The organism is Aristophania vespae, from assembly GCF_009906835.1.
Taxonomy (GTDB): Bacteria; Pseudomonadota; Alphaproteobacteria; order Acetobacterales; family Acetobacteraceae; genus Aristophania; species Aristophania vespae.
On sequence record NZ_CP047652.1, the window covers coordinates 1,254,030 to 1,273,975 of the forward strand.

A 19,946-nucleotide genomic window follows, 5' to 3' on the forward strand; every position below is an offset into this window, starting at 1 on the left:
AGCTCATGTTTCTAACGTGGCTTGATCGTTTTTTCCATATATCACAAAGAGGTTCTACAATTTCTCGCGAAATTGTAGCAGGACTCACGGTTTTTGGAGCAATGGCTTATATCATGGCCGTTAATCCAACTATTTTATCCGCTACTGGCCTCGCACGTCATGACATGGTTATGACAACCATAGCAGGAGCCGTCGCAGGCACCCTCATTATGGCTCTCTGGGCTAAACTTCCTATAGCTTTAGCCCCAGCCATGAGTAGCAATGTCCTTTTTACACAAGTGATCATCGTGCAAGGACATTTTAGCCCGCGTACGGCTTTTACTGTTGTATTTTGTAGTGGTCTTTGCTTTACGGCCCTAGCACTGACCCAATTACGGCAAAAAATCATTAATGGTTTCCCCCCCGCTATTATTATTGGAGTTCAGGCGGCAATCGGTGCATTTGTAGCGCGTCTGGGACTTATTACAGCAGGAATAGCCGTACCTTCCCCTGGGGGCTTAGCATTTGGCTCTCTTTCTGACCCTTCTGTCATCCTTGCCCTAAGCGGTATTGCTCTTTGTGCTGCTTTTCTTATTTGCAAAATACCGGCAGGTTTTTTGATTACAATTTTTGTTTTAACCATCACAGGGTTATTTGTACCTAACGGGCATGGCGGGGTTATTACGCAGTTACCTAATCGCTTTTTTGACTGGCCTCATTATCCGACACATCTACTATTTCCATTCGATTTTAAAGAATTTTTTTCACATTTAGGATTGTTAATTCCTATTACGCTTTATCTTTTATTAAGCGATTTTTTTGACGCAACAGCTACACTTATGAGCGTAGTGCAACGTTCAAATCTTCACGAAAATACTGGGAAATTAAAACTTGATTCGAGCGCTTTTGCTGCAGATGGGCTTGCAAGCGTTGTTGGTGCTACTTTAGGGACAAGCACAGTCTCGGCCTATGTTGAAAACCTAGCTGGAGCTGAGGCTGGAGCACGAACTGGTCTTGCAGCCATTGTGGTAGCCTTATTATTTGCTCTTTCCTGTGTTTTATGGCCCCTTATAACAGCCATCCCTGCCCTTGCCATATCGCCTATTCTTGTTTTGGTTGGCTTAAGTATGACCAGTTGCCTTGGTCGCTTGTCTTCCTCTTTAGATGAAGCCCTTGCACCACTTTTTATGTTTCTTATAGCAGCTGTTACAGGAAACTTTATGCTCAGCCTGACTTGTGGTATGCTGCTTTATTCAGGATTAGCAGTAGTTTCCAGGCAATTTTCTCGATTAACACCGGTTGTTTTAAGTTTGGATATCGTTTTTATAGGCTACATGGTTTTACAAACGTATTTTTAATATATTTTCTTAGTCAGTTTCACGATGTCTTTACGGAAAATATGTATTGGCGAGGTTATTTTGCCATAAAGACATGGTAAATTAAAAAGCCTCTATGGAGTCTAAAAACCTAGGGGATGTGGTCTTTTTCATGCTTAGTAAGAGCCATGAATTAAACTATCAACGCATTCTCTCTTATTAGGGCTAGAAAAAGATGTTATATCGCTGTAAGTCTTCCGGTCTTTATGTAACTTTTTTCAGTCACTGTGCCGATAGCTAACGCTCTTATGTCTCAATCCTTACAAAATTCTCTTAAAGATTTATCATTTGAAGATGCACTCTCAGAGTTAGAAACCATTGTGCGTAATCTTGAGGGCGGCCAGCTCACTTTAGAGAAAGCCATAACAGCCTATGAGCGTGGCGCTGCCTTGCGTCAGCATTGTGAAGCCCGATTAGGTGAAGCAGAAATGCGCGTAAAGGCGATTGTGCAAAAGAGCGATGGGTCTCACGGCCTGCAAGATTTACCCCCTAGTTTTAGTGCCTCTGAGGAGACTGCTTAAATGACCGCCCTTCCCCTAAAGGAAGCCCTTAACCAGGCTTGTCACGAGATTGAGCGGACAATTGATGTTTTGCTCCCGCTAGTACCTGGTGATGAAAATATTTTAATTGAAGCCATGCGCTATGCAGCCCTAGGTGGTGGTAAGCGCTTAAGAGGCTTTCTCATATTAGAAACGGCAGCACTTTTTGATGCCCCTCGTGAAGCCGCGTTAAAAGCCGCCGCTTCGGTTGAATTTTTGCATGCCTATTCTCTTGTGCATGACGATCTTCCTGCTATGGATGATGACGATCTGAGACGGGGCCAGCCTTCAACCCATAAGAAATTTAATGAAGCCATTGCTATCCTTGCTGGTGACGCGTTACAGACAAGCGCTTTTGAAGCTATTTTAGATCCATCCACTAAACTAGATGCTTCGATAAGAGCAGAGCTTGCTTTAAGCCTTGCAAAAGCTTCAGGCTCGACTGGAATGGTCGCTGGGCAAGTTATTGACATACGTGGTGAAGGGCGCGCACTGCCTTTAGAAGAAGTAAGCCGCCTTCATGCCCTTAAAACAGGTGCTTTAATTCGCTATTCTGCCGAAGCAGGTGCAATTTTAGCGGGCATTTCAAAAAGTGATCCTCGCCGACAGGCCTTATTAAGTTATGGCGCTGATATTGGTACAGCCTTCCAAGTTGCTGATGATGTTCTTGACAGCACCGCAAGCACCGAAGAATTAGGAAAAACAGCTGGCAAGGATGAAGATGCCAGCAAATCAAACTATGTTGCACTCTTAGGCATAGAAGGTGCTCGCGCAGAAGCAAGACGCCTTATTGAAAGGGCTAGAAATTCCCTAGAAATTTTTGGCCCCCGTGCCGAAACTCTCCGCTCCCTTGCGGATTATTTTGTAGAACGCAGGAGCTAATCGTCTTATGAGCACCTCTAATATTTCAACTTTTGGTCGTTATCCTACGCTAGATCGCATTAACTACCCAGCAGATATGCGCAATCTCTCAACGGAGCAGCTTAAAATACTAGCTGATGAAGTCCGTGCCGAGACTATTGATGCTGTCTCATGCACTGGCGGGCATCTTGGAGCCTCTTTGGGTGTTGTAGAGCTTACTGTTGCTTTGCATGCTGTCTTTAATACTCCTGATGATAGAGTTATTTGGGATGTTGGCCACCAGGCTTATCCCCATAAAATTTTGACAGGCCGACGCGATCGCATCCGCACATTGCGTCAACCTGGTGGGCTTTCTGGTTTTACGCGCCGCTCTGAAAGTGATTATGATCCATTCGGAGCTGCACATTCCTCTACTTCCATCTCTGCTGGATTAGGAATGGCGGCTGCGCATCATATGCAGGCCAAAAAAGATCCCAGCTACGAAGAGCGGAATGTTATTGCCGTTATTGGTGATGGATCCATTTCTGCCGGTATGGCCTATGAGGCTATGAATAATGCCGGCTTTATGGGTGACAGAGGTGCAGACCGGCTCATCGTTATTCTCAATGATAACGAAATGTCCATTGCACCACCTGTTGGCGCAATGTCTAATTATTTGACACGCCTTATGTCTTCTCACAGTTTTCTGTCGATTAGAGATTTGGCAGGCAAGTGGGCAAAACATCTACCTTCAGGCATTGAACGTACGGCTAAAAAAGCTGAGGAATATGCCCGTGGGATGATAACAGGTGGCACGTTATTCGAAGAGTTGGGTTTTTATTATGTTGGCCCTGTCGACGGCCACGATATGACCCAGCTTGTTCCCATTTTGCGCAATTTAAGAGATGCGGAACATCGTAGCCCCATTCTTCTTCATGTCATTACTGAAAAAGGGCGTGGTTATAAACCAGCTGAAGCGGCTGGTGATAAATATCATGCTGTAGCAAAATTTGACGTTGAAACTGGTAAGCAGAAAAAGGCACCTGCAGGCCCACCAACATATACATCTGTCTTTGCTCGGGAGCTTCTCTATCGTGCTGGCATAGATGATAATGTTATGGCCATTACGGCGGCTATGCCTTCTGGCACTGGACTGAATCTTTTTGCCGATAAATACCCTGACCGTTTTTTCGATGTCGGTATTGCTGAACAGCATGCCGTTACCTTTGCAGCCGGTATAGCAAGTGAAGGCTTACGTCCTTTCTGCGCAATTTATTCTTCTTTCTTGCAACGGGCTTACGACCAGGTCATGCATGATGTTGCACTGCAAAATCTGCCTGTGCGCTTTGCCATAGATCGTGCTGGTCTTGTTGGAGCAGATGGCGCGACTCATGCAGGATCTTTTGACCTCAATTATCTGTGCTGTCTGCCTAACATGGTCGTTATGGCACCCTCCGATGAGGTTGAACTACTGCACATGACGGCAACATCATGGTCTCATGATTCTGGCCCTTCTGCCGTGCGTTATCCACGTGGATCAGGCGTCGGTCTTGAACTGCCGGCACATGGTGAGATTCTTGAGATTGGCAAAGGCAGAATTGTAAAAGACACAGATAAAGCTGGTGTTGCTATCCTTTCATTAGGAACGCGCTTACAAGAAGCACTGAGTGCAGCCGAAACCTTAGAGAATGAGGGCATTGCTGTTACCGTCGCAGATGCACGCTTTGCAAAACCTGTTGATACGGCCTTAATTGAGCAGCTTGCTCAAAAGCATGATGTCTTTATTACAATTGAAGAAGGCGCTGCTGGCGGCTTTAGCTCGCAGGTCGTACAACATCTTGCTGCCACAGGACTTATAGATAAAGTAAGATTCCGTCCTATGTCATTGCCTGATATATGGATTGATCACAATACGCCCGAGGCCCAGTATGAAGAAGCTGGTCTGACAGCTGCTCATATTGCCGAGACGGCGCGTAAAGCTTACAGCGCTAAAAAAGTTTAATGGCCAAACGTCGTGCTGACCAACTCCTGGTAGATCGGGGGTTGGTCGAAAGCCGGACGCGTGCACAGGCACTCATTATGGCCGGACTAGTCTATGCCGGTATTGATGGAGATAAGCCTGTCCGCAAAGCAGGTGACCAGCTTTCGGAAGAAACACCTCTCTGCGTTAAGGGGCAGGATCATCCCTGGGTTTCGCGTGGGGGACTAAAACTTGATCATGCCATCACTGCATTTAATTTAAATGTTGAAAATGTCATCGGTTTGGATGTTGGCGCCTCTACTGGTGGTTTTACGGATGTCTTGCTTACTCATGGCGCCAGCAAAGTTTACGCTGTTGATGTCGGCCATGGCCAACTTGCCTGGAAGCTTCGTTCTGATTCGCGCGTGGTGGTTTTTGAGAAAACCAATGCCCGTTATCTGACAAGTGAGCTTATTAAAGAGCCGGTTGACATTGTTGTTTGCGATGCAAGTTTTATCAGCTTAAAAACCGTTTTGCCTGCTGCTTTAGAGCTAACAAAAGCTGGCGGGATGGCTGTTGCTTTAATTAAGCCCCAGTTTGAAGCAGGGCGAGCTGATATTGGCCCTAAAGGGGTAGTGCGTGATCCCGCAATACATCAGCGTGTTTGTAATGAAATTACCGAATGGTTCAGCACCTTACCAGACTGGACAGTTATGGGACTGGAAACAAGCCCTATAACCGGGCCAGAAGGTAATAAAGAATTTCTCATTTATGCTAAAAAGAGCAGCTAATTTACAGATTTTATAGCCTTTTCTCATGCTCTTATGGTATGGGACGCGCTTATGACGAATCTGGCTGCTCCTTCCTCCTCTTCTCAAGCGCTCAATGATCTTAATGAAACTGAACGCAAACGTATTTTAGCGAAATCGGCTCTTTTTGTCCCCCCTACAGCAATGACTGAAGATGGGCGCAGAGATCTGGTCGGTTTATCGCGTGAAGAGCTTGAAGCTGTTCTCACTGACATAGGGGAAAAGCCTTTTCGGGCTAAGCAAGTCTGGCACTGGATTTATCATCAGGGTGTCACTGACTTTTCTAAAATGAGCACTATTGCAAAGCCCTTACAAAATAAATTAGCTGAACATTTTATTGTAAGCCGTCCCTCGATCACGACTGAGCAAACCTCAAAAGATAATACCAGAAAGTTCCTTTTTCGGTTTCGGGACGGACAGGAAGCAGAAACAGTTTATATTCCAGACCGGCAAGAGGATCGTGGGGCTGTTTGCATATCTTCACAAGTAGGCTGCACTTTATCTTGCACATTTTGCCATACAGGTACTCAAAAGCTGGTTCGCAATCTTGGAGCTGCTGAAATTGTCGGACAGTTTATGGCAGCCCGTGACAGCTATAAAGAATGGCCTAGTCCCAAAGGTGAAACACCACGCCTCCTTTCCACTATCGTGTTGATGGGCATGGGAGAACCTCTCTATAATTACGAAAATGTCGCAAAAGCTATGAAAATCGTCATGGATGGTGAAGGCATTGCTTTATCTCGGCGGCGCATCACTCTATCTACTTCAGGTGTTGTTCCCATGATGGACCGCTGTGGCGATGAACTTGCCATTAATTTGGCAATATCGCTTCATGCTGTGACAAATGAATTGAGAGATGAGATTGTTCCTTTAAATCGGAAATATCCCATTGAAGAGCTAATGGCAGCCTGTCGCCGTTATCCTGCGGCTTCAAACTCACGACGCATCACATTCGAATATATTATGCTACGTGGCATTAATGATAGCGACGCTGATGCCAGAGAGCTGGTTCGTCTTATCCGGGGAATCCCTGCAAAAGTAAATTTAATTCCTTTTAATCCCTGGCCTGGCTCCGATTTTAAGCCATCTACAAAAGAACGACTTGCACGCTTTGCACAAATTATTATGGATGCAGGTTATTCAGCCCCTATTCGTATGCCAAGAGGGCGCGATATTTTAGCAGCATGCGGCCAGTTAAAAACTCAAAGTGAAAAATTAAGACGAACCATTGCAAAAAATCCTGATGATAAGTCTGAAATTTAGTATTTTCTGTTTTTGAGCTCTCTGATTGCATCCTCATTTGTCTAGTACATTTAATAGCGTTACAAAAATTACAAATATTTTGTAGCTATTGAAGTACTGGCCCTAATCCGCCCCAAATGATAAAGTACGGCAAATTCTGTATTTTTTCATTTTCCGGGAGGATAAACGTTATTATGAGCAGCACGTCAGGGGTTAAAAAAGTCGTACTGGCTTATTCAGGCGGGCTGGATACATCTGTTATCCTTCGCTGGTTACAACAACGTTATAATTGTGAAGTCGTCACATTTACAGCCGATCTTGGTCAGGGCGAAGAACTTGAGCCTGCCCGGAAAAAAGCAGAAATTTTTGGCGTCAAAGAAATCTTTGTTGAAGATCTGCGTGAAACATTCGTCAAAGACTTTGTTTTTCCGATGTTCCGCGCCAATACTCTTTATGAAGGGCAATATCTTCTTGGCACTGCCATAGCGCGCCCACTCATTGCACAAAGACAAATTGAGATTGCCGAGGCTGTTGGTGCCGATGCTGTTGCACATGGAGCAACAGGAAAAGGCAATGATCAAGTCCGCTTTGAACTTGGTTATTATGCTCTCAAACCTGACGTTAAAGTGATTGCACCCTGGCGGGAATGGGATTTGACGTCTCGCACAAAATTACTTGATTTTGCCGAGAAAAACCAAATTCCCGTTACAAAAGATAAACGTGGAGAAGCCCCTTTCTCTGTAGATGCTAACCTGCTTCATTCCTCTTCCGAAGGCAAAATTTTGGAAGATCCCGCCGTTGGCCCAGATGAAATTGTCTTCCAGAGAACCGTATCACCTGAGTCTGCCCCAGACAAAGCTACAGAAATTACTATTGATTTTGTAAATGGTGACCCTGTTGCGCTCAATGGCACAACACTTTCACCTGCTACTTTACTCACAAAACTGAATGAGCTGGGCCGTATTAATGGTATTGGCCGTCTGGATCTCGTCGAAAACCGCTTTGTTGGTATGAAATCTCGCGGTATTTACGAAACACCTGGAGGAACTATTCTCTTAACAGCTCACCGCTCTATGGAGACAATTACCCTCGACCGTGATGCAGGCCATTTAAAAGACAGCATTATGCCACGCTATGCTGAGCTGATTTATAATGGCTTGTGGTTCTCTCCCGAACGTCGCATGCTTCAGGCGCTTATTGATACGAGCCAGCATTCAGTAACAGGACGTGTGCGCTTAAAACTTTATAAGGGCAACGTTATTTGTGTTGGTCGTGAAAGCCCCAATAGTCTTTATGACGCACGCGTTGTAACATTCGAAGATGATGAAGGGGCTTATAACCAGGAAGATGCTCAAGGCTTTATTAAATTAAATGCTTTACGCCTTCGCCTTGGAGCCCAGATAGGAAGAAAAGGTGGAGCCCTCTAAGCTCTCTCTCACATCCTGTCATTCACTTATATAAGGAGAAACTTTGTGCGCCGTTATATACGCTTCACCAAGGCTATAATTCCTGCTCTAGCTTTATCGAGTCTCTTAGGTTTGGGAGCTTGTGCAGATGCCCCTAAACCAGAGCTCACCAGCGATCAATTTATGGCCAAGGTTCGTAAAGAACCAGGTGTTAAGACGTTACCTGACGGATTAGCGTATAAAGTAATCAAATCAGGCCCCAAAGATGGACCTAGCCCTCATGAAGGCTCAATGATGATGCTGATTTATGAGGGACGACTACCTGATGGCAGTATTTTCGACAGCTCCGAAATGCATACTGGAGCTGCCTATATGGAAATGCCCCTCGATGGTGTGATCAAAGGGTGGATGGAAGGTCTACCTATGATGCATGTAGGTGATACGTGGGAGTTTTATATTCCTGCCGAACTCGCTTACGGTAAACGGTCTTTAGGGGTCATCCCGCCTAACAGCCCGCTGGTTTTCAAGATCCAGCTTCTCGGTCTTGATGATGGATCAATGCTGTAAAGCACTAAAGGGTCTTGATTAGAGTCTTTAAGTATTATTCTAAAGCCGCCCTTTCTTACTGAAAGGTGCGGCTTTACACTATAATGAGGTTTTTTATGCAACGTGTTTTTTCTGGTATTCAACCAACAGGTATTCCCCATCTTGGTAATTATTTAGGTGCCATTCGGAGTTGGGTTACGTTGCAAGAGACTTATGACAGCTTTTACTGTCTTGTTGATCTCCACTCTATCACTATGCCCTGGGAACCAGAAAAACTTCGCCAACAAACTTTGGTTACAGCAGCCTGTTTATTGGCGTGCGGTCTGAACCCTGACCGTCTTTATAACCAGTCAGCTGTTAGCACACACGCACGGCTTGGCTGGATATTTAACTGTGTCTCGCGCCTGGGTTGGTTGAACCGCATGACACAATTTAAAGACAAAGCCGGTAAAAATAGAGAAAATCACTCAGCAGGACTTTATGTTTACCCCAATCTTATGGCTGCTGACATATTGGCCTTTCATGCCACACATGTTCCCGTTGGAGATGATCAGCGCCAGCATATTGAACTAGCCAATGATATTGCTCAAAAATTCAACCATGATATGGGCGTAGAATTTTTCCCACAAATTCAGGGGCTTATTCCGCCTCATGCAGCGCGCGTTATGAATTTACGCGATGGTCAGAAGAAAATGTCAAAATCTGACCCCTCAGAACAAAGCCGCATTATCCTTACTGATAAAGAGGATGACATTACCCTTAAAATCAAACGCGCTAAAACAGATTCTGAACCTTTGCCTGGTGAGGTTGAAGGGTTAAAAGACCGCCATGAGGCACGCAATCTAATAACGATTTACGCTTCTTTGTCTGACAAAACACCTGAAGCCGTTTTACAGGAATTTGGCGGTAATGGTTTCGGACAGTTCAAGAAAGCTTTAACTGACCTTCTCATAGAAAAAATTGTTCCTATTGCCCAGGAAACAGAACGCCTTCTTTCTCATGAGGATCACATAATATCCCTTTTACGAAAGGGAGCAGAAACGGCCTCAACGGTCTCTGAACCAATTGTAAGTGAAGCAGAACGCCTGGTAGGTTTTTTGCGATAAAAGCTACATATCTTTTCTAAATTAAAAAGGTCTTCTTTGAGACGTGAACCTCTTTTTCATCCAATAAAGCAGAAATTTTCACTTCAGTAGCAGCAAAAGTCTCCATCTGAAATGACCCTGCCAAACTTTAAAAGTATGTCAGGGCCTTTCAAAGAATCTTCTTTGAGACACAAACCTCTCTTCCATCCGTTAAAGCAGGAATTCTTACTTCAGCCGCAGCAGCAAGAGTTTTCCTTGAGAATGATCCTGTTAAGCTTTAAAAACACGGCAGGGCCTTTCACAGGATCTTCTTGAAGACACAAACTTCTTCTTCATCCGTTAAAGCAAGAATTTCCGATCGCAGCTGCATCAGTAAGTGTCTCCGTTTGAAACAGCTTTGTCAGACTTTAAGAATGCGGTAGGACCTTTCAAAGAATCTTCTTTGAGACGTAAACCTCTTTTTCATCCACTAAAGCAGGAATTTCTACTTCAGCCGCAACAGCAGGAAGTCTTTCTTTAGAATGGTCTTGTTAGGCTCTAAAAACACGGCAGAGCCTTTCGAGAAGGTCTTCTCGGAGGTCACAAACCTCTTCTCTGCCCATTAAAGCAGGAATTTCCATTACAGCCGCGTCAGCAGGATCTCACTTTGAAATAATTCTGGCAGGATTCAAAAGTATGTCAGGGCCTTCCAAAAGTTCTTTTTGAAGACTTAAACCTCTTCCCCATCCATTAAGGCAAGAATTTCCATTACAGCCGCATCAGCAGGAGTCTCCCCTCGAGGGGGACTTAATTTTTGTAAAAGGCTACTAAAAGCACCTTTTTGGGCATCTGCTTTAAAAGGAGACCGCAAAAGCTCTGAAATTGTTTCGGCTAATAAATCTGCTCTACAGTCTTTTTGCAAAAGCTCAGGTACAATCGCTGTACCCATCAAAAGATTTACCATGGCCACATAAGGTACTTTAATTAAATGCCTCGCAATAAATGCAGATAACCAATTGACCTTGTAAGTAACAACCATGGGCACACGCCCCATAGCCAGCTCTAACGTGGAAGTGCCAGATTTTGTAACAGCACATTGAGCCGCCGCATATGCATCATGTTTATCCTGGATATCTGTTACCAGGCGAGGTTGGACTTCCCATTTTTTAAGATAATGCCGCACTAAAGGCGCCATAGCAGGCACAACGGGAATGACCAGACAAAGATCTGGAAATTCTTTAACAAGAAGTTTTACCATTTGATGGAAAACGGGCATTAATTTTGGGACTTCAGAACTTCGACTTCCTGGCATTAAAATAAGAACTGGCGCCGTATCCGAGATATCATGCCGCTTTCGAAAACGATAGGCTTTGCCGTGAGCCACCCCAGCCTGCAAAACGGGGTGACCAACAAACCTACCTTCAAATCCACGCTTGGCAAACCACTCAGGTTCAAACGGAAATAAACAAAGTAGCCGGTCCCACAGGCCATGATATTTTTTTAAGCGTTTTTCGCGCCATGCCCATACCTGAGGGGCTACATAATGCACTCTCTTTATACCTAAAGGAGCAATACGTTTTAGCAGGCGAAACGAAAAGCCAGGACTATCAATGGTAATAACAACATCGGGGCGTCTGAGCTTAATATCTAACTCCGCTTCTAATAAACGCTGTGACAGCATCCTTAAACGCGGAACAATTTCTAAAAACCCCATGACCGCTAAATCATCCATGGGAAAGAGACTCCTTAACCCCAGAGCCTCCATGCGGCCTCCCCCACACCAGCAAAAACAATTTCAGGATCGCGCTTATGAAAAGCTTCCATAAGACGCGCTCCGATCACATCACCGCTGGTCTCTCCCGCAAGAATCCAAACAACGCGGCCACGTTGATGCATTTGCATCTGACCCTGAACGGCAATTCTTTGGACCATGCTGGCTTTCCTCAGTTCATAATTATCGTCTCAATACAGCTCCTGTCACTTTTTGGACAGCTCGTTCAATATTAGCTGCTAAGGCCTCGAGCTGTTGATCCGTCAAGCTTTCCTGCTTTGGCTGCAACGTAACCTCGATTCCTATGGAACGATAACCCTCAGGTAATTTATCACCTTCATATATATCAAATAAACGCACATCCGTAACAAGTTTACGATCTGCCATGCGCGCAGCTTTAATCAAATCCTGCACGTCAACTTCTTTGGGTGACAAGAAAGCAAAGTCTCTTCTTACAGGCTGCAGGGGAGACAAATCCGGTGCTGCTTTGCGTTTATTTTTTGGCATTGGAACATTACCAATATTGAGTTCAAAAACGGCAATTGTCCCCGTTAGGCCAAAATGGCGTGCTACTGTAGGATGAAGCTCTCCAAAACTACCCAGAACCAATTTAGGGCCCTGGCGCACAACACCGGAACGACCAGGATGATAATATTTTGGAGCATCTGATGTTGTAGTGAGTGAGACGTCTGGTACACCCCACAACTCTAAAGCCGCTAATAAATCAGCTTTTGCTGTCAGCCAATCTGGCTCTTGTGCCACCTTTCCTGGGGCACGAGCACTCACACCACCACGAACAGCAGAAAGAACATAACGACTACCCTGCTTACCAAAGGATGGACCAATCTCGAAGAAAGCAGCTTCTCCATTCTGTCCTAAACCACGTGCCAGATTACGATCCAGCGCCCGTAAAAGATTTATAAGAGGCGTTGGACGTAATTGATTTAGATCTGAAGCAATGGGGTTTAAGATCTTTTCACTTTCACAAATCTCATCAAAATAGCTGGCATCCTGATCAGAAACAAAAGAGAAACCAACTGTCTCCATATAACCCCGTGCAGCGCAAAGACGTCGCAACATAGAGTGACGTGCCTGCTGGGTTTGCTGAGAAAAAACAGTTCTCTCATTCAAAGGCGGCAAGGATTGAGGCGCTACTGTATCTATACCTTTAAGACGGAGCACTTCCTCAATCAGATCACATTCAGCTTCAATCTCATTCACATGTAGTGAAGCTTTTTCTGCCTGCTCTTTTGTTAATGTTGGAGCCTGAGACAAAGGTTGAGCTGAAGCAATATCATGACGCCATGATGGAACAGCAAATGTCGCTTTCTCGTCATTTTGCTCTCTGACTTCAAAACCTAAATGCTCTAAAGACGTAACAGCCTCATGAGAAGCAATATCCATGCCTGCAAGTGTTTTTAATTTCTCAAAACGCAATGTTGCTGTGCGTTGCCATGCCGGCTCTTTTCCAGCTTCTACGACCTCACCAGCTTCACCACCACAGAGAGAAATTATAAGAGCACTGGCTGCTTCCAAACCGTTCCGCACTAATGCAGGATCAACACCACGTTCAAAACGATAACGCGCATCAGAATTGATACCGAGCCGACGGCCAGTTAGAGCAATCTGGACAGCATCAAAATAGCCTGATTCGACAAATATATCTGTGCTATTTTCATCAACAGAACTGGCTTCGCCTCCAATAATGCCGGCAAGGGATTGCACGCCTTTATTATCAGCAATAATCATATCCTCTGTACCAAGGACATAATCTTTACCATCAAGAGCTTTAAAGCTTTCACAAGCGGCATGAGTGATATTTAGCTCACTACCGGAAAGTTTGGCTGCATCAAATACGTGTAGGGGACGCCCGATATCATACATCACGTAATTGGTAATATCGACAAGCGCTGAATGTGACTTTACGCCTACTGAGTCCAGACGTCTTTTAAGCCATTCTGGAGAAGGACCGTTTTTAACGCCACGAATAACCCGCCCCATTACGAAAGAGCATGCAGAATGGCTCAGCTTCCAATTAAATGGTGTTGAAATTTTACTTTCAATCGCCTCAGTCAGCCAGGGTTTTAAATGCCCTACCCCTGCCGCAGCGAGATCACGGGCAATTCCTCTGACACTAAGTGCGTCACCACGATTAGGTGTAATGGCGATTTCGATGACTGGATCATCCAGCTTGGCATAGTAAACATAATCTTCACCGACTGGCGCTAAGGAAGATAACTCGGCAATACCGTCGCTTTCCTCGCCCAAGCCCAATTCGCGTAAGGAGCAAAGCATACCTTCACTCTTTTGACCGCGAATTTTACCGGCCTTGATGGTTATGTCACTGCCGGGAATATATGTGCCAGGAGGAGCAAATATGACATGTAAGCCTGTCCGAGCATTAGGAGCCCCACAAACAACTTGAAGCTCTTCCATCCCTGGACCTGCATTAACCTTACAAACCTGCAAGCGATCAGCATCGGGATGTTTTACCGCTTCAAGAATTTTTGCTGTGCGAAATCCTGAAAGGCGCTTTGTTGGGTCATCAATGGCTTCAACTTCGAGCCCAATCCGGTTTAATGCCGCACAGAGCTCATCTAAAGAGGCCGTAAAATCTAAATGGTCGCGTAGCCAGGAAAGAGAAAATTTCATGTTAGCAGCCCTCTGCCAAACCAGAAGATGAGAAGGCTGAAAATCCATAATGACGGAGCCAGCGCAAATCACTTTCGTAAAAAGACCGTAAATCAGCAATGCCATTTTTTAACATGGCCAAACGCTCTACCCCCATACCAAAAGCAAAACCTTGCCATTCAGCGGGGTCAAGGCCACAATTAGCGAGCACACGTGGATTGACCATACCTGCCCCTAAAACTTCTAGCCAATCAGCTCCTGCGCCAATTTCACCCGTTTTTCGTGACCAGCCAATATCCACTTCCATAGACGGTTCAGTAAAAGGAAAATAGGAAGAGCGAAAACGCACAGGCAAATCAGGTTTATTAAAATAAGCCCGCAAAAATTCTATCAAACAGCCCTTAAGGTGGCCAAGGGTAATATTTTTATCAATGACCAAACCTTCACATTGATGAAACATTGGTGAATGAGTGGCATCATGATCAGCTCGGTAAGTACGACCTGGGGCAATAATACGAATGGGTGGATTTTGCCCAAGCATTGTACGTATCTGCACACCAGAGGTTTGCGTCCTTAAAACACGCGGCTCCCCCTGTCCTTCTTCGTCCAGGAGATAAAATGTATCTTGTTCTGTGCGAGCAGGATGATGATCTGGTGTATTTAAAGCAGAGAAATTATGCCACTGCGTTTCAATATCCGGCCCCTCTGCAACAGAAAATCCCATACGCGCAAAAATTGCCGTCATTTCTTCAATGGTGCGGCTAATAGGATGGATTAAACCCTGAGGCTCAAGAGGCGGTGGAAGAGTTACGTCAACACGCTCTTCTTTTAGACGAGCCTCTAAAGCAAGCTCTTCGATTTCTTTACCGCGCTTCTCAATTAATTTGGTCAACTCGTCACGCAATCGATTTAATTCCTGACCGCGTGCTTTTCTCTCTTCAGCTGGAACTTGCCCTAGCTGGCGTAAAAGCATCGTCAGTTTTCCAGAGCGGCCTAAAGTGCCTACACGCACCGCATCCCACTCATTATGAGTGTTTGCTGCGATAAGAGCCTCTATGGTTTCCTGTTTCAAAGCGTCGAGATCGTTGGCCATAATGCCTATCTTCCACCACCAAAAGAAAACGGGCTGCTCTTTTAATAAAGAGACAGCCCGTTAATCACATCTCCCTCTTTTAAAGAGGGAGAGATAACACAGAACTCAATGTAAAATATGTCTTACAGAGCTGCCTGAGCTTTACGCACGATCTCAGCAAAAGCATCAGCATTATCATAAGCGATAGCTGCTAAAACTTTACGATCAATTTCAATACCAGCTTTAGCAAGCCCGTTAATGAAGCGGCTGTAAGTTAAGCCATGCTCACGGACTGCCGCATTGATACGTTGAATCCACAAAGCACGGAAATCACGTTTTTTGTTGCGACGATCGCGATATGCGTATTGAAGCCCTTTTTCAACGCGTTCGAGAGCAATACGGTAGTTCGTAGAAGAACGACCGCGATAACCCTTAGCGAGTTTTAGAACTTTTTTGTGACGAGCGTGGGAGGTATTGCCCCGTTTAACACGTGCCATGGTCTTTTATCTCCTTACGATAGCCCGTAGGGCGCCCACTGTTTAATTGTACGTGCGTCCATATCTGTCATTGTTTGAGGACCACGGTTAGAACGTTTCATTTTCTGGGGGCGATTGATCAAGCCATGGCGTTTATTGCCAGGTCCGCACATCACTTTACCGGTTGCGGTAATTTTAAACCGCTTTTTAACCGAAGACTTCGTCTTCATCTTGGGCATTTGTCTCTCCCTTAAACTTTTTGAAGGCTACATTGACAAAACCCAATGCAACCTCACGGCCAGGCATGCCACAATTGAGCCCGGGCGCGTGTCGATTCCCGCGCTTATAAGAGGATTTCCGCCCCAGAGCAAGAAAAAAGAGCACAAAACAAGTCTTAAAGCTTTACGGAAAATCACTAATTTTGAAGCTTCATAAAAATATCATTATACTCAGAAATTCGTATAATAACCCTGAGAAAATAGCTTGTATTAAGCAGTAATATAAAAACTATTTTAATATTCTATCTCTTATTCTTTGTAAGAAAAATTTATTCTTAACAATTAAGACGTAAGATCTCTGTTAAACTAAAATGTTATATTATCTTGCGAGTAACAAATATATTCTTTAGGGGAATAGCTTTAAATCTAACTTCTAGACGTTACACCGCAATTTAAGTAACGTTAGGTCATTCTTTCTGACAACTAATTAGCAGGGTTTTCTATGTCTTCTACATCCCGAAAGGGAGGAGTCTGGCTCACAATTATTGCCCTAATTGTGGCAATCATCGGGTTACTACTCACAATTGGTGGCGTTTGGAACGTCGTCGTGGGTGGCCCCTTTTATTATCTGATTGCCGGTATCGGCTATTTGCTCACCAGCGCCCTCCTCTTTAAACGTAACCCGGCAGGATTAGCACTTTTTGCGCTTATTCTTCTTGGCACAATCATTTGGGCTATTTTCCTTGTTGGATTTGACTTTTGGTCACTTCTTCCATGGTTAGATGTTGCCCTGGTGGTTGGAATCGTGTTGAGCCTGCCCTGGGTTACACGTGCTCTTTCAGCAAGCCGTGCCGCAAGCCTACCTCTCCTTGGCACAATTGTTCTGGGTGTCATTACTCTAGTGGCTGGCTGGTTTTCTGATCCTACCGATATTGCTGGTCAATTACCCACAAAGATCGTAAATGCCCAAATTGAGAATGCAGAAAATGTACCTGCTGAGGAATGGCATTCTTATGGACGGACTCAGGAAGGCAATCGCTGGTCTCCTCTGACACAGATTAACGATAAAAACGTTAATAAGCTCAAAGTAGCCTGGGTGATGAGGACAAAAGATTTCCAAACATCACAGGATTCTGGTGAAGCCACTAACGAAGCAACGCCAATCGAGTTCGATAATACTCTTTATTTCTGTTCTCTGCACCAGAAGCTCTTCGCTATAGATGCTGCTACAGGAAAAGAGAAATGGGTTTTTGACCCTAAGCTTGATTCTCAACCCAGCTTCCAACATCTCACCTGCCGCGGCGTTAGCTTTCATGCCAAACCTGCAAATGCAGTTGATTCTGAAGGTAAAGATGTTACAGACACAGATTGTGCAAAACGCATTATTCTACCTGTAAATGATGGCCGCATTGTTGAAGTTGATGCCGAAACAGGCAAAAAATGCTCTGCCTTTGGTAAAGATGGTGAAGTTGATTTACGTTTCTCACATCAGCCATATGACACATTAGGCGATTACGAACCTACATCTCCTCCTGTTGTGACTGACAAATTTATTATCGTTAACAGTGCAGTTACAGATAATGGCTCTGTCAGACAGCCTTCTGGTGCAACACGTGCTTATGATGTTTACACAGGTAAATTAGCCTGGGTCTTTGATGCAGCTAACCCAGACCCAAATGAAATGCCAAGTGAAGAACATCCGCACTTTCATCCAAATTCGCCAAACTCATGGACAATCTCTGCTTACGACAAGAAGTTAAACCTTGTTTATATTCCAATGGGCGTAGGCACACCTGACCAGTGGGGCGGTTATCGTTCCAAAGAAGCAGAACGTTTTGTTCCTGGCGTCATAGCTCTGAACGCTGATAATGGGAAACTTGTTTGGTTCTATCAAACTGTGCATCATGACCTGTGGGATATGGATGTCAGTTCTCAACCAAGCCTTGTTGATATCACTCAAAAAGATGGTTCAACTGTACCGGCTATTTATATCCCTACCAAAACTGGTGATATATTTGTTCTTGATCGTCGCACAGGTAAACCTATTGTTGATGCACCCGAAATGGCTGTACCGCAAAAACCTGTTGCTGGTGACCATACAAGCCCAACCCAACCATATTCTCGCCTGAGCTTGCGCCCGACTAAACCTTTGAGTGACAAAGATATTTGGGGCGGTAGCACACTTGATCAGATGGTTTGTAGCATTTACTTCCATAGCCTACGCTATGAAGGGCCGTTTACACCTCCTTCTTTACAAGGAACTTTAGTGTTCCCTGGTAATTTGGGAATGTTTGAATGGGGTGGTTTGGGAGTTGATCCTCAGCGCCAAATCGCTTTTGCTAACCCAATCAGTTTACCTTTCGTTTCTCAGCTAGTACCTCGCGGCCCAGGTAACCCCCTATGGCCAGATCAAAATATGTCCAAAAAGAAGGGCAAGGAAAGCGGATTACAGCATAATTACGGTATTCCTTACGCTGTAAAACTTTCACCCTTTATGAACCCTCTTTTGACAAAACTGGGCGTTAGAATCCCATGCCGTACGCCACCTTGGGGTGAAGTTGCTGGTATTGATCTGCGCACAAATAAGGTTGTTTATCGTCACCGTAACGGAACCATGCAAGACTCACTTTATGGAACACCCATTCCTGTTCCCTTGCCTCCTGTAAAAATTGGGGTGCCAAGTTTAGGTGGGCCGTTAGTTACCGCAGGTAATGTTGGTTTCTTAACAGGTACGATGGATCGCTATATCAGAGCTTATGACCTCACTACGGGTAAAATGCTTTGGAGTGACCGTTTGCCAGCTGGTGCACAATCTACCCCAATGACTTACTCAGTTAATGGGCGTCAATATATTGTGACTTATGCAGGTGGGCACGCATCTTTCCCAACAAAAATGGGAGACTATCTCATCGCATATACCCTTGATGAGGGTAATGAGAAAAAATAAGAATGACCTACAATATTCAGGTTTTTCTTAAGGAAAGGCGCTCTTTAAAAGGGCGCCTTTTTTTGTCTTTGTTCCTTAAATATAAATTACACATCTTTAACTATTCTTTTGAAAATTTAGAATATAGAGTCAAATAGTTCGTGTAATTTTACATGGATATTTTCTTATTCCTCCTAAGGGGATTATCATGACACTTCGTCGTATCGCTTTTGCTGCTCTTACTTTTACCGCTCTTAGTGGGCAAGCTGCGTTAGCTCATAACGCTGGCCATCATTGTCGTGATGAAAAAGGCCATTTTGCAAAATGTCACAAACATCATAAAGCAAAAAAACATTGCCGCGATGAAAAAGGGAAATTTACGAAATGCGCTTCTCACAAAAAAGATGAAGCTATGCAACATAGCAAAGAGGCTACAGAGCAGAATTTAAAAGCTCCAGCCGAAAACTTGCAAAATAAAGCTTCTTCAATGGCACCAGATGCAATGAAATCTGACATGCCTGCAAAAACTGCCCAGGTTCCAGAAGCTCCTACCGCAGAACAATAAAATCGCAAAAATGCCCTTTTTTCTTATAAAAAAGGGCATTTTTTCGTTAATCTCTAAGTTGTTTTTTAAAGAGAAGCTGCATATTGCCTGATAGACTGGGCCATTGCTTCTACGCCATTACCTCTATTTGTAGAAAGTGCTTTTACTAAACCAAGATCATGTAAGAAAGATGATCCTGTTTCTAAAATTTCGGCCGGACGCCTGCCCGAATAAACACGTAAAAGCAAAGCAACAAGCCCTTGTACAATAGCCGCATCAGAAGCTCCGGCAAAATAAAGCTTTCCCTGATCAAATTTTGCTTCAAGCCATACCTGACTTTGGCAGCCAGGAACGCGGTGTTCGTCATTTTGCCATTCAGAGGGAAAAGCAGGTAATTTGCGTCCGAGCTCAATAATATATTGATAACGCTCCATCCAATCATCAAAGAGGTCTAGCTCTTCTTTAATCATATCAATAGCTTCTACAGCGCTAGGCTCCTGAGGTTGCAGGAAAGGAAGCGTTATCTGGTCTGACATATTATTATGTT

General features: G+C 44.5%; 16 protein-coding genes and 1 pseudogene. 11 read left to right on the top strand and 6 right to left on the bottom strand.

What is annotated here, in order from left to right:
• Nucleotides 1-5 precede the first annotated feature (5 nt).
• From GT348_RS05665 to trpS, 9 genes are all read left to right on the top strand, one after another.
• Entirely contained in the window at nucleotides 6-1,337 is a 1,332-nt protein-coding gene (locus tag GT348_RS05665) for an NCS2 family permease (RefSeq protein WP_160618877.1), read from the top strand.
• Nucleotides 1,338-1,603: 266 nt separating this feature from the next.
• Entirely contained in the window at nucleotides 1,604-1,876 is a 273-nt protein-coding gene (locus GT348_RS05670; protein WP_160618878.1) for an exodeoxyribonuclease VII small subunit, read from the top strand.
• Complete coding sequence (locus GT348_RS05675) at nucleotides 1,877-2,776, top strand: polyprenyl synthetase family protein (RefSeq protein WP_160618879.1); 900 nt, start codon at nucleotides 1,877-1,879, stop codon at nucleotides 2,774-2,776.
• A gap of 7 nt (nucleotides 2,777-2,783) precedes the next feature.
• The gene (dxs, locus tag GT348_RS05680; RefSeq protein WP_160618880.1) at nucleotides 2,784-4,736 is read left to right on the top strand and encodes a 1-deoxy-D-xylulose-5-phosphate synthase; all 1,953 of its coding nucleotides are present in this window, start codon (nucleotides 2,784-2,786) and stop codon (nucleotides 4,734-4,736) included.
• Nucleotides 4,736-5,485, top strand: a complete 750-nt coding sequence (locus GT348_RS05685; RefSeq protein ID WP_160618881.1) for a TlyA family RNA methyltransferase — start codon at nucleotides 4,736-4,738, stop codon at nucleotides 5,483-5,485. Before dxs ends, GT348_RS05685 begins: the two co-directional genes overlap by 1 nt.
• 51 nt (nucleotides 5,486-5,536) lie before the next feature.
• Complete coding sequence (gene rlmN / locus GT348_RS05690; RefSeq protein ID WP_160618882.1) at nucleotides 5,537-6,766, top strand: 23S rRNA (adenine(2503)-C(2))-methyltransferase RlmN; 1,230 nt, start codon at nucleotides 5,537-5,539, stop codon at nucleotides 6,764-6,766.
• Nucleotides 6,767-6,939: 173 nt separating this feature from the next.
• Entirely contained in the window at nucleotides 6,940-8,172 is a 1,233-nt protein-coding gene (locus GT348_RS05695; RefSeq protein ID WP_160618883.1) for an argininosuccinate synthase, read from the top strand.
• Nucleotides 8,173-8,217: 45 nt separating this feature from the next.
• Nucleotides 8,218-8,718, top strand: a complete 501-nt coding sequence (locus GT348_RS05700) for an FKBP-type peptidyl-prolyl cis-trans isomerase (RefSeq protein WP_408865142.1) — start codon at nucleotides 8,218-8,220, stop codon at nucleotides 8,716-8,718.
• A 95-nt stretch (nucleotides 8,719-8,813) separates the two neighbouring features.
• Nucleotides 8,814-9,803, top strand: coding sequence for a tryptophan--tRNA ligase (gene trpS, locus GT348_RS05705; protein ID WP_160618884.1), 990 nt, complete (start codon nucleotides 8,814-8,816; stop codon nucleotides 9,801-9,803).
• A gap of 688 nt (nucleotides 9,804-10,491) precedes the next feature.
• On the opposite strand, the pseudogene lpxB reads toward trpS, so the two are convergent.
• The 5 genes and pseudogenes from lpxB to rpmI form a co-directional block, all read right to left on the bottom strand.
• Nucleotides 10,492-11,693: pseudogene (gene lpxB / locus GT348_RS05710) on the bottom strand (lipid-A-disaccharide synthase).
• 22 nt (nucleotides 11,694-11,715) lie between these two features.
• Nucleotides 11,716-14,184 (bottom strand): phenylalanine--tRNA ligase subunit beta, encoded by a 2,469-nt coding sequence (gene pheT / locus GT348_RS05715; RefSeq protein ID WP_160618885.1) that lies wholly within the window; start codon nucleotides 14,182-14,184, stop codon nucleotides 11,716-11,718.
• A 1-nt stretch (nucleotide 14,185) separates the two neighbouring features.
• On the bottom strand, nucleotides 14,186-15,256 hold the full coding sequence (gene pheS / locus GT348_RS05720) for a phenylalanine--tRNA ligase subunit alpha (protein ID WP_160618886.1): 1,071 nt from the start codon (nucleotides 15,254-15,256) through the stop codon (nucleotides 14,186-14,188).
• Between the two features lie 122 nt (nucleotides 15,257-15,378).
• Nucleotides 15,379-15,732 (bottom strand): 50S ribosomal protein L20, encoded by a 354-nt coding sequence (gene rplT, locus GT348_RS05725; protein ID WP_160618887.1) that lies wholly within the window; start codon nucleotides 15,730-15,732, stop codon nucleotides 15,379-15,381.
• A 14-nt stretch (nucleotides 15,733-15,746) separates the two neighbouring features.
• On the bottom strand, nucleotides 15,747-15,950 hold the full coding sequence (gene rpmI, locus GT348_RS05730) for a 50S ribosomal protein L35 (RefSeq protein ID WP_160618888.1): 204 nt from the start codon (nucleotides 15,948-15,950) through the stop codon (nucleotides 15,747-15,749).
• Nucleotides 15,951-16,431: 481 nt separating this feature from the next.
• On the opposite strand from rpmI, the gene GT348_RS05735 reads away from it, so the two are divergent.
• Both GT348_RS05735 and GT348_RS09175 read left to right on the top strand, forming a co-directional pair.
• A complete protein-coding gene (locus GT348_RS05735) occupies nucleotides 16,432-18,876 on the top strand; it encodes a membrane-bound PQQ-dependent dehydrogenase, glucose/quinate/shikimate family (RefSeq protein ID WP_160618889.1) in 2,445 nt (814 codons plus the stop codon).
• Nucleotides 18,877-19,063: 187 nt separating this feature from the next.
• Nucleotides 19,064-19,420 (top strand): hypothetical protein, encoded by a 357-nt coding sequence (locus GT348_RS09175; RefSeq protein ID WP_201740033.1) that lies wholly within the window; start codon nucleotides 19,064-19,066, stop codon nucleotides 19,418-19,420.
• Between the two features lie 65 nt (nucleotides 19,421-19,485).
• On the opposite strand, the gene GT348_RS05745 is transcribed toward GT348_RS09175, so the two are convergent.
• On the bottom strand, nucleotides 19,486-19,935 hold the full coding sequence (locus GT348_RS05745) for a SufE family protein (RefSeq protein WP_160618890.1): 450 nt from the start codon (nucleotides 19,933-19,935) through the stop codon (nucleotides 19,486-19,488).
• Between the last annotated feature and the right edge of the window lie 11 nt (nucleotides 19,936-19,946).

Excerpts from the sequence above, each read along its gene's own strand:
- GT348_RS05665 (WP_160618877.1), top strand. The coding sequence starts at position 6 with ATGTTTCTAACGTGGCTTGATCGTTTTTTCCATATATCACAAAGAGGT.
- GT348_RS05670 (WP_160618878.1), top strand. The coding sequence starts at position 1,604 with ATGTCTCAATCCTTACAAAATTCTCTTAAAGATTTATCATTTGAAGAT.
- GT348_RS05675 (WP_160618879.1), top strand. The coding sequence starts at position 1,877 with ATGACCGCCCTTCCCCTAAAGGAAGCCCTTAACCAGGCTTGTCACGAG.
- dxs (WP_160618880.1), top strand. The coding sequence starts at position 2,784 with ATGAGCACCTCTAATATTTCAACTTTTGGTCGTTATCCTACGCTAGAT.
- GT348_RS05685 (WP_160618881.1), top strand. The coding sequence starts at position 4,736 with ATGGCCAAACGTCGTGCTGACCAACTCCTGGTAGATCGGGGGTTGGTC.
- rlmN (WP_160618882.1), top strand. The coding sequence starts at position 5,537 with ATGACGAATCTGGCTGCTCCTTCCTCCTCTTCTCAAGCGCTCAATGAT.
- GT348_RS05695 (WP_160618883.1), top strand. The coding sequence starts at position 6,940 with ATGAGCAGCACGTCAGGGGTTAAAAAAGTCGTACTGGCTTATTCAGGC.
- trpS (WP_160618884.1), top strand. The coding sequence starts at position 8,814 with ATGCAACGTGTTTTTTCTGGTATTCAACCAACAGGTATTCCCCATCTT.
- pheT (WP_160618885.1), bottom strand. The coding sequence starts at position 14,184 with ATGAAATTTTCTCTTTCCTGGCTACGCGACCATTTAGATTTTACGGCC.
- pheS (WP_160618886.1), bottom strand. The coding sequence starts at position 15,256 with ATGGCCAACGATCTCGACGCTTTGAAACAGGAAACCATAGAGGCTCTT.
- rplT (WP_160618887.1), bottom strand. The coding sequence starts at position 15,732 with ATGGCACGTGTTAAACGGGGCAATACCTCCCACGCTCGTCACAAAAAA.
- rpmI (WP_160618888.1), bottom strand. The coding sequence starts at position 15,950 with ATGCCCAAGATGAAGACGAAGTCTTCGGTTAAAAAGCGGTTTAAAATT.
- GT348_RS05735 (WP_160618889.1), top strand. The coding sequence starts at position 16,432 with ATGTCTTCTACATCCCGAAAGGGAGGAGTCTGGCTCACAATTATTGCC.
- GT348_RS09175 (WP_201740033.1), top strand. The coding sequence starts at position 19,064 with ATGACACTTCGTCGTATCGCTTTTGCTGCTCTTACTTTTACCGCTCTT.
- GT348_RS05745 (WP_160618890.1), bottom strand. The coding sequence starts at position 19,935 with ATGTCAGACCAGATAACGCTTCCTTTCCTGCAACCTCAGGAGCCTAGC.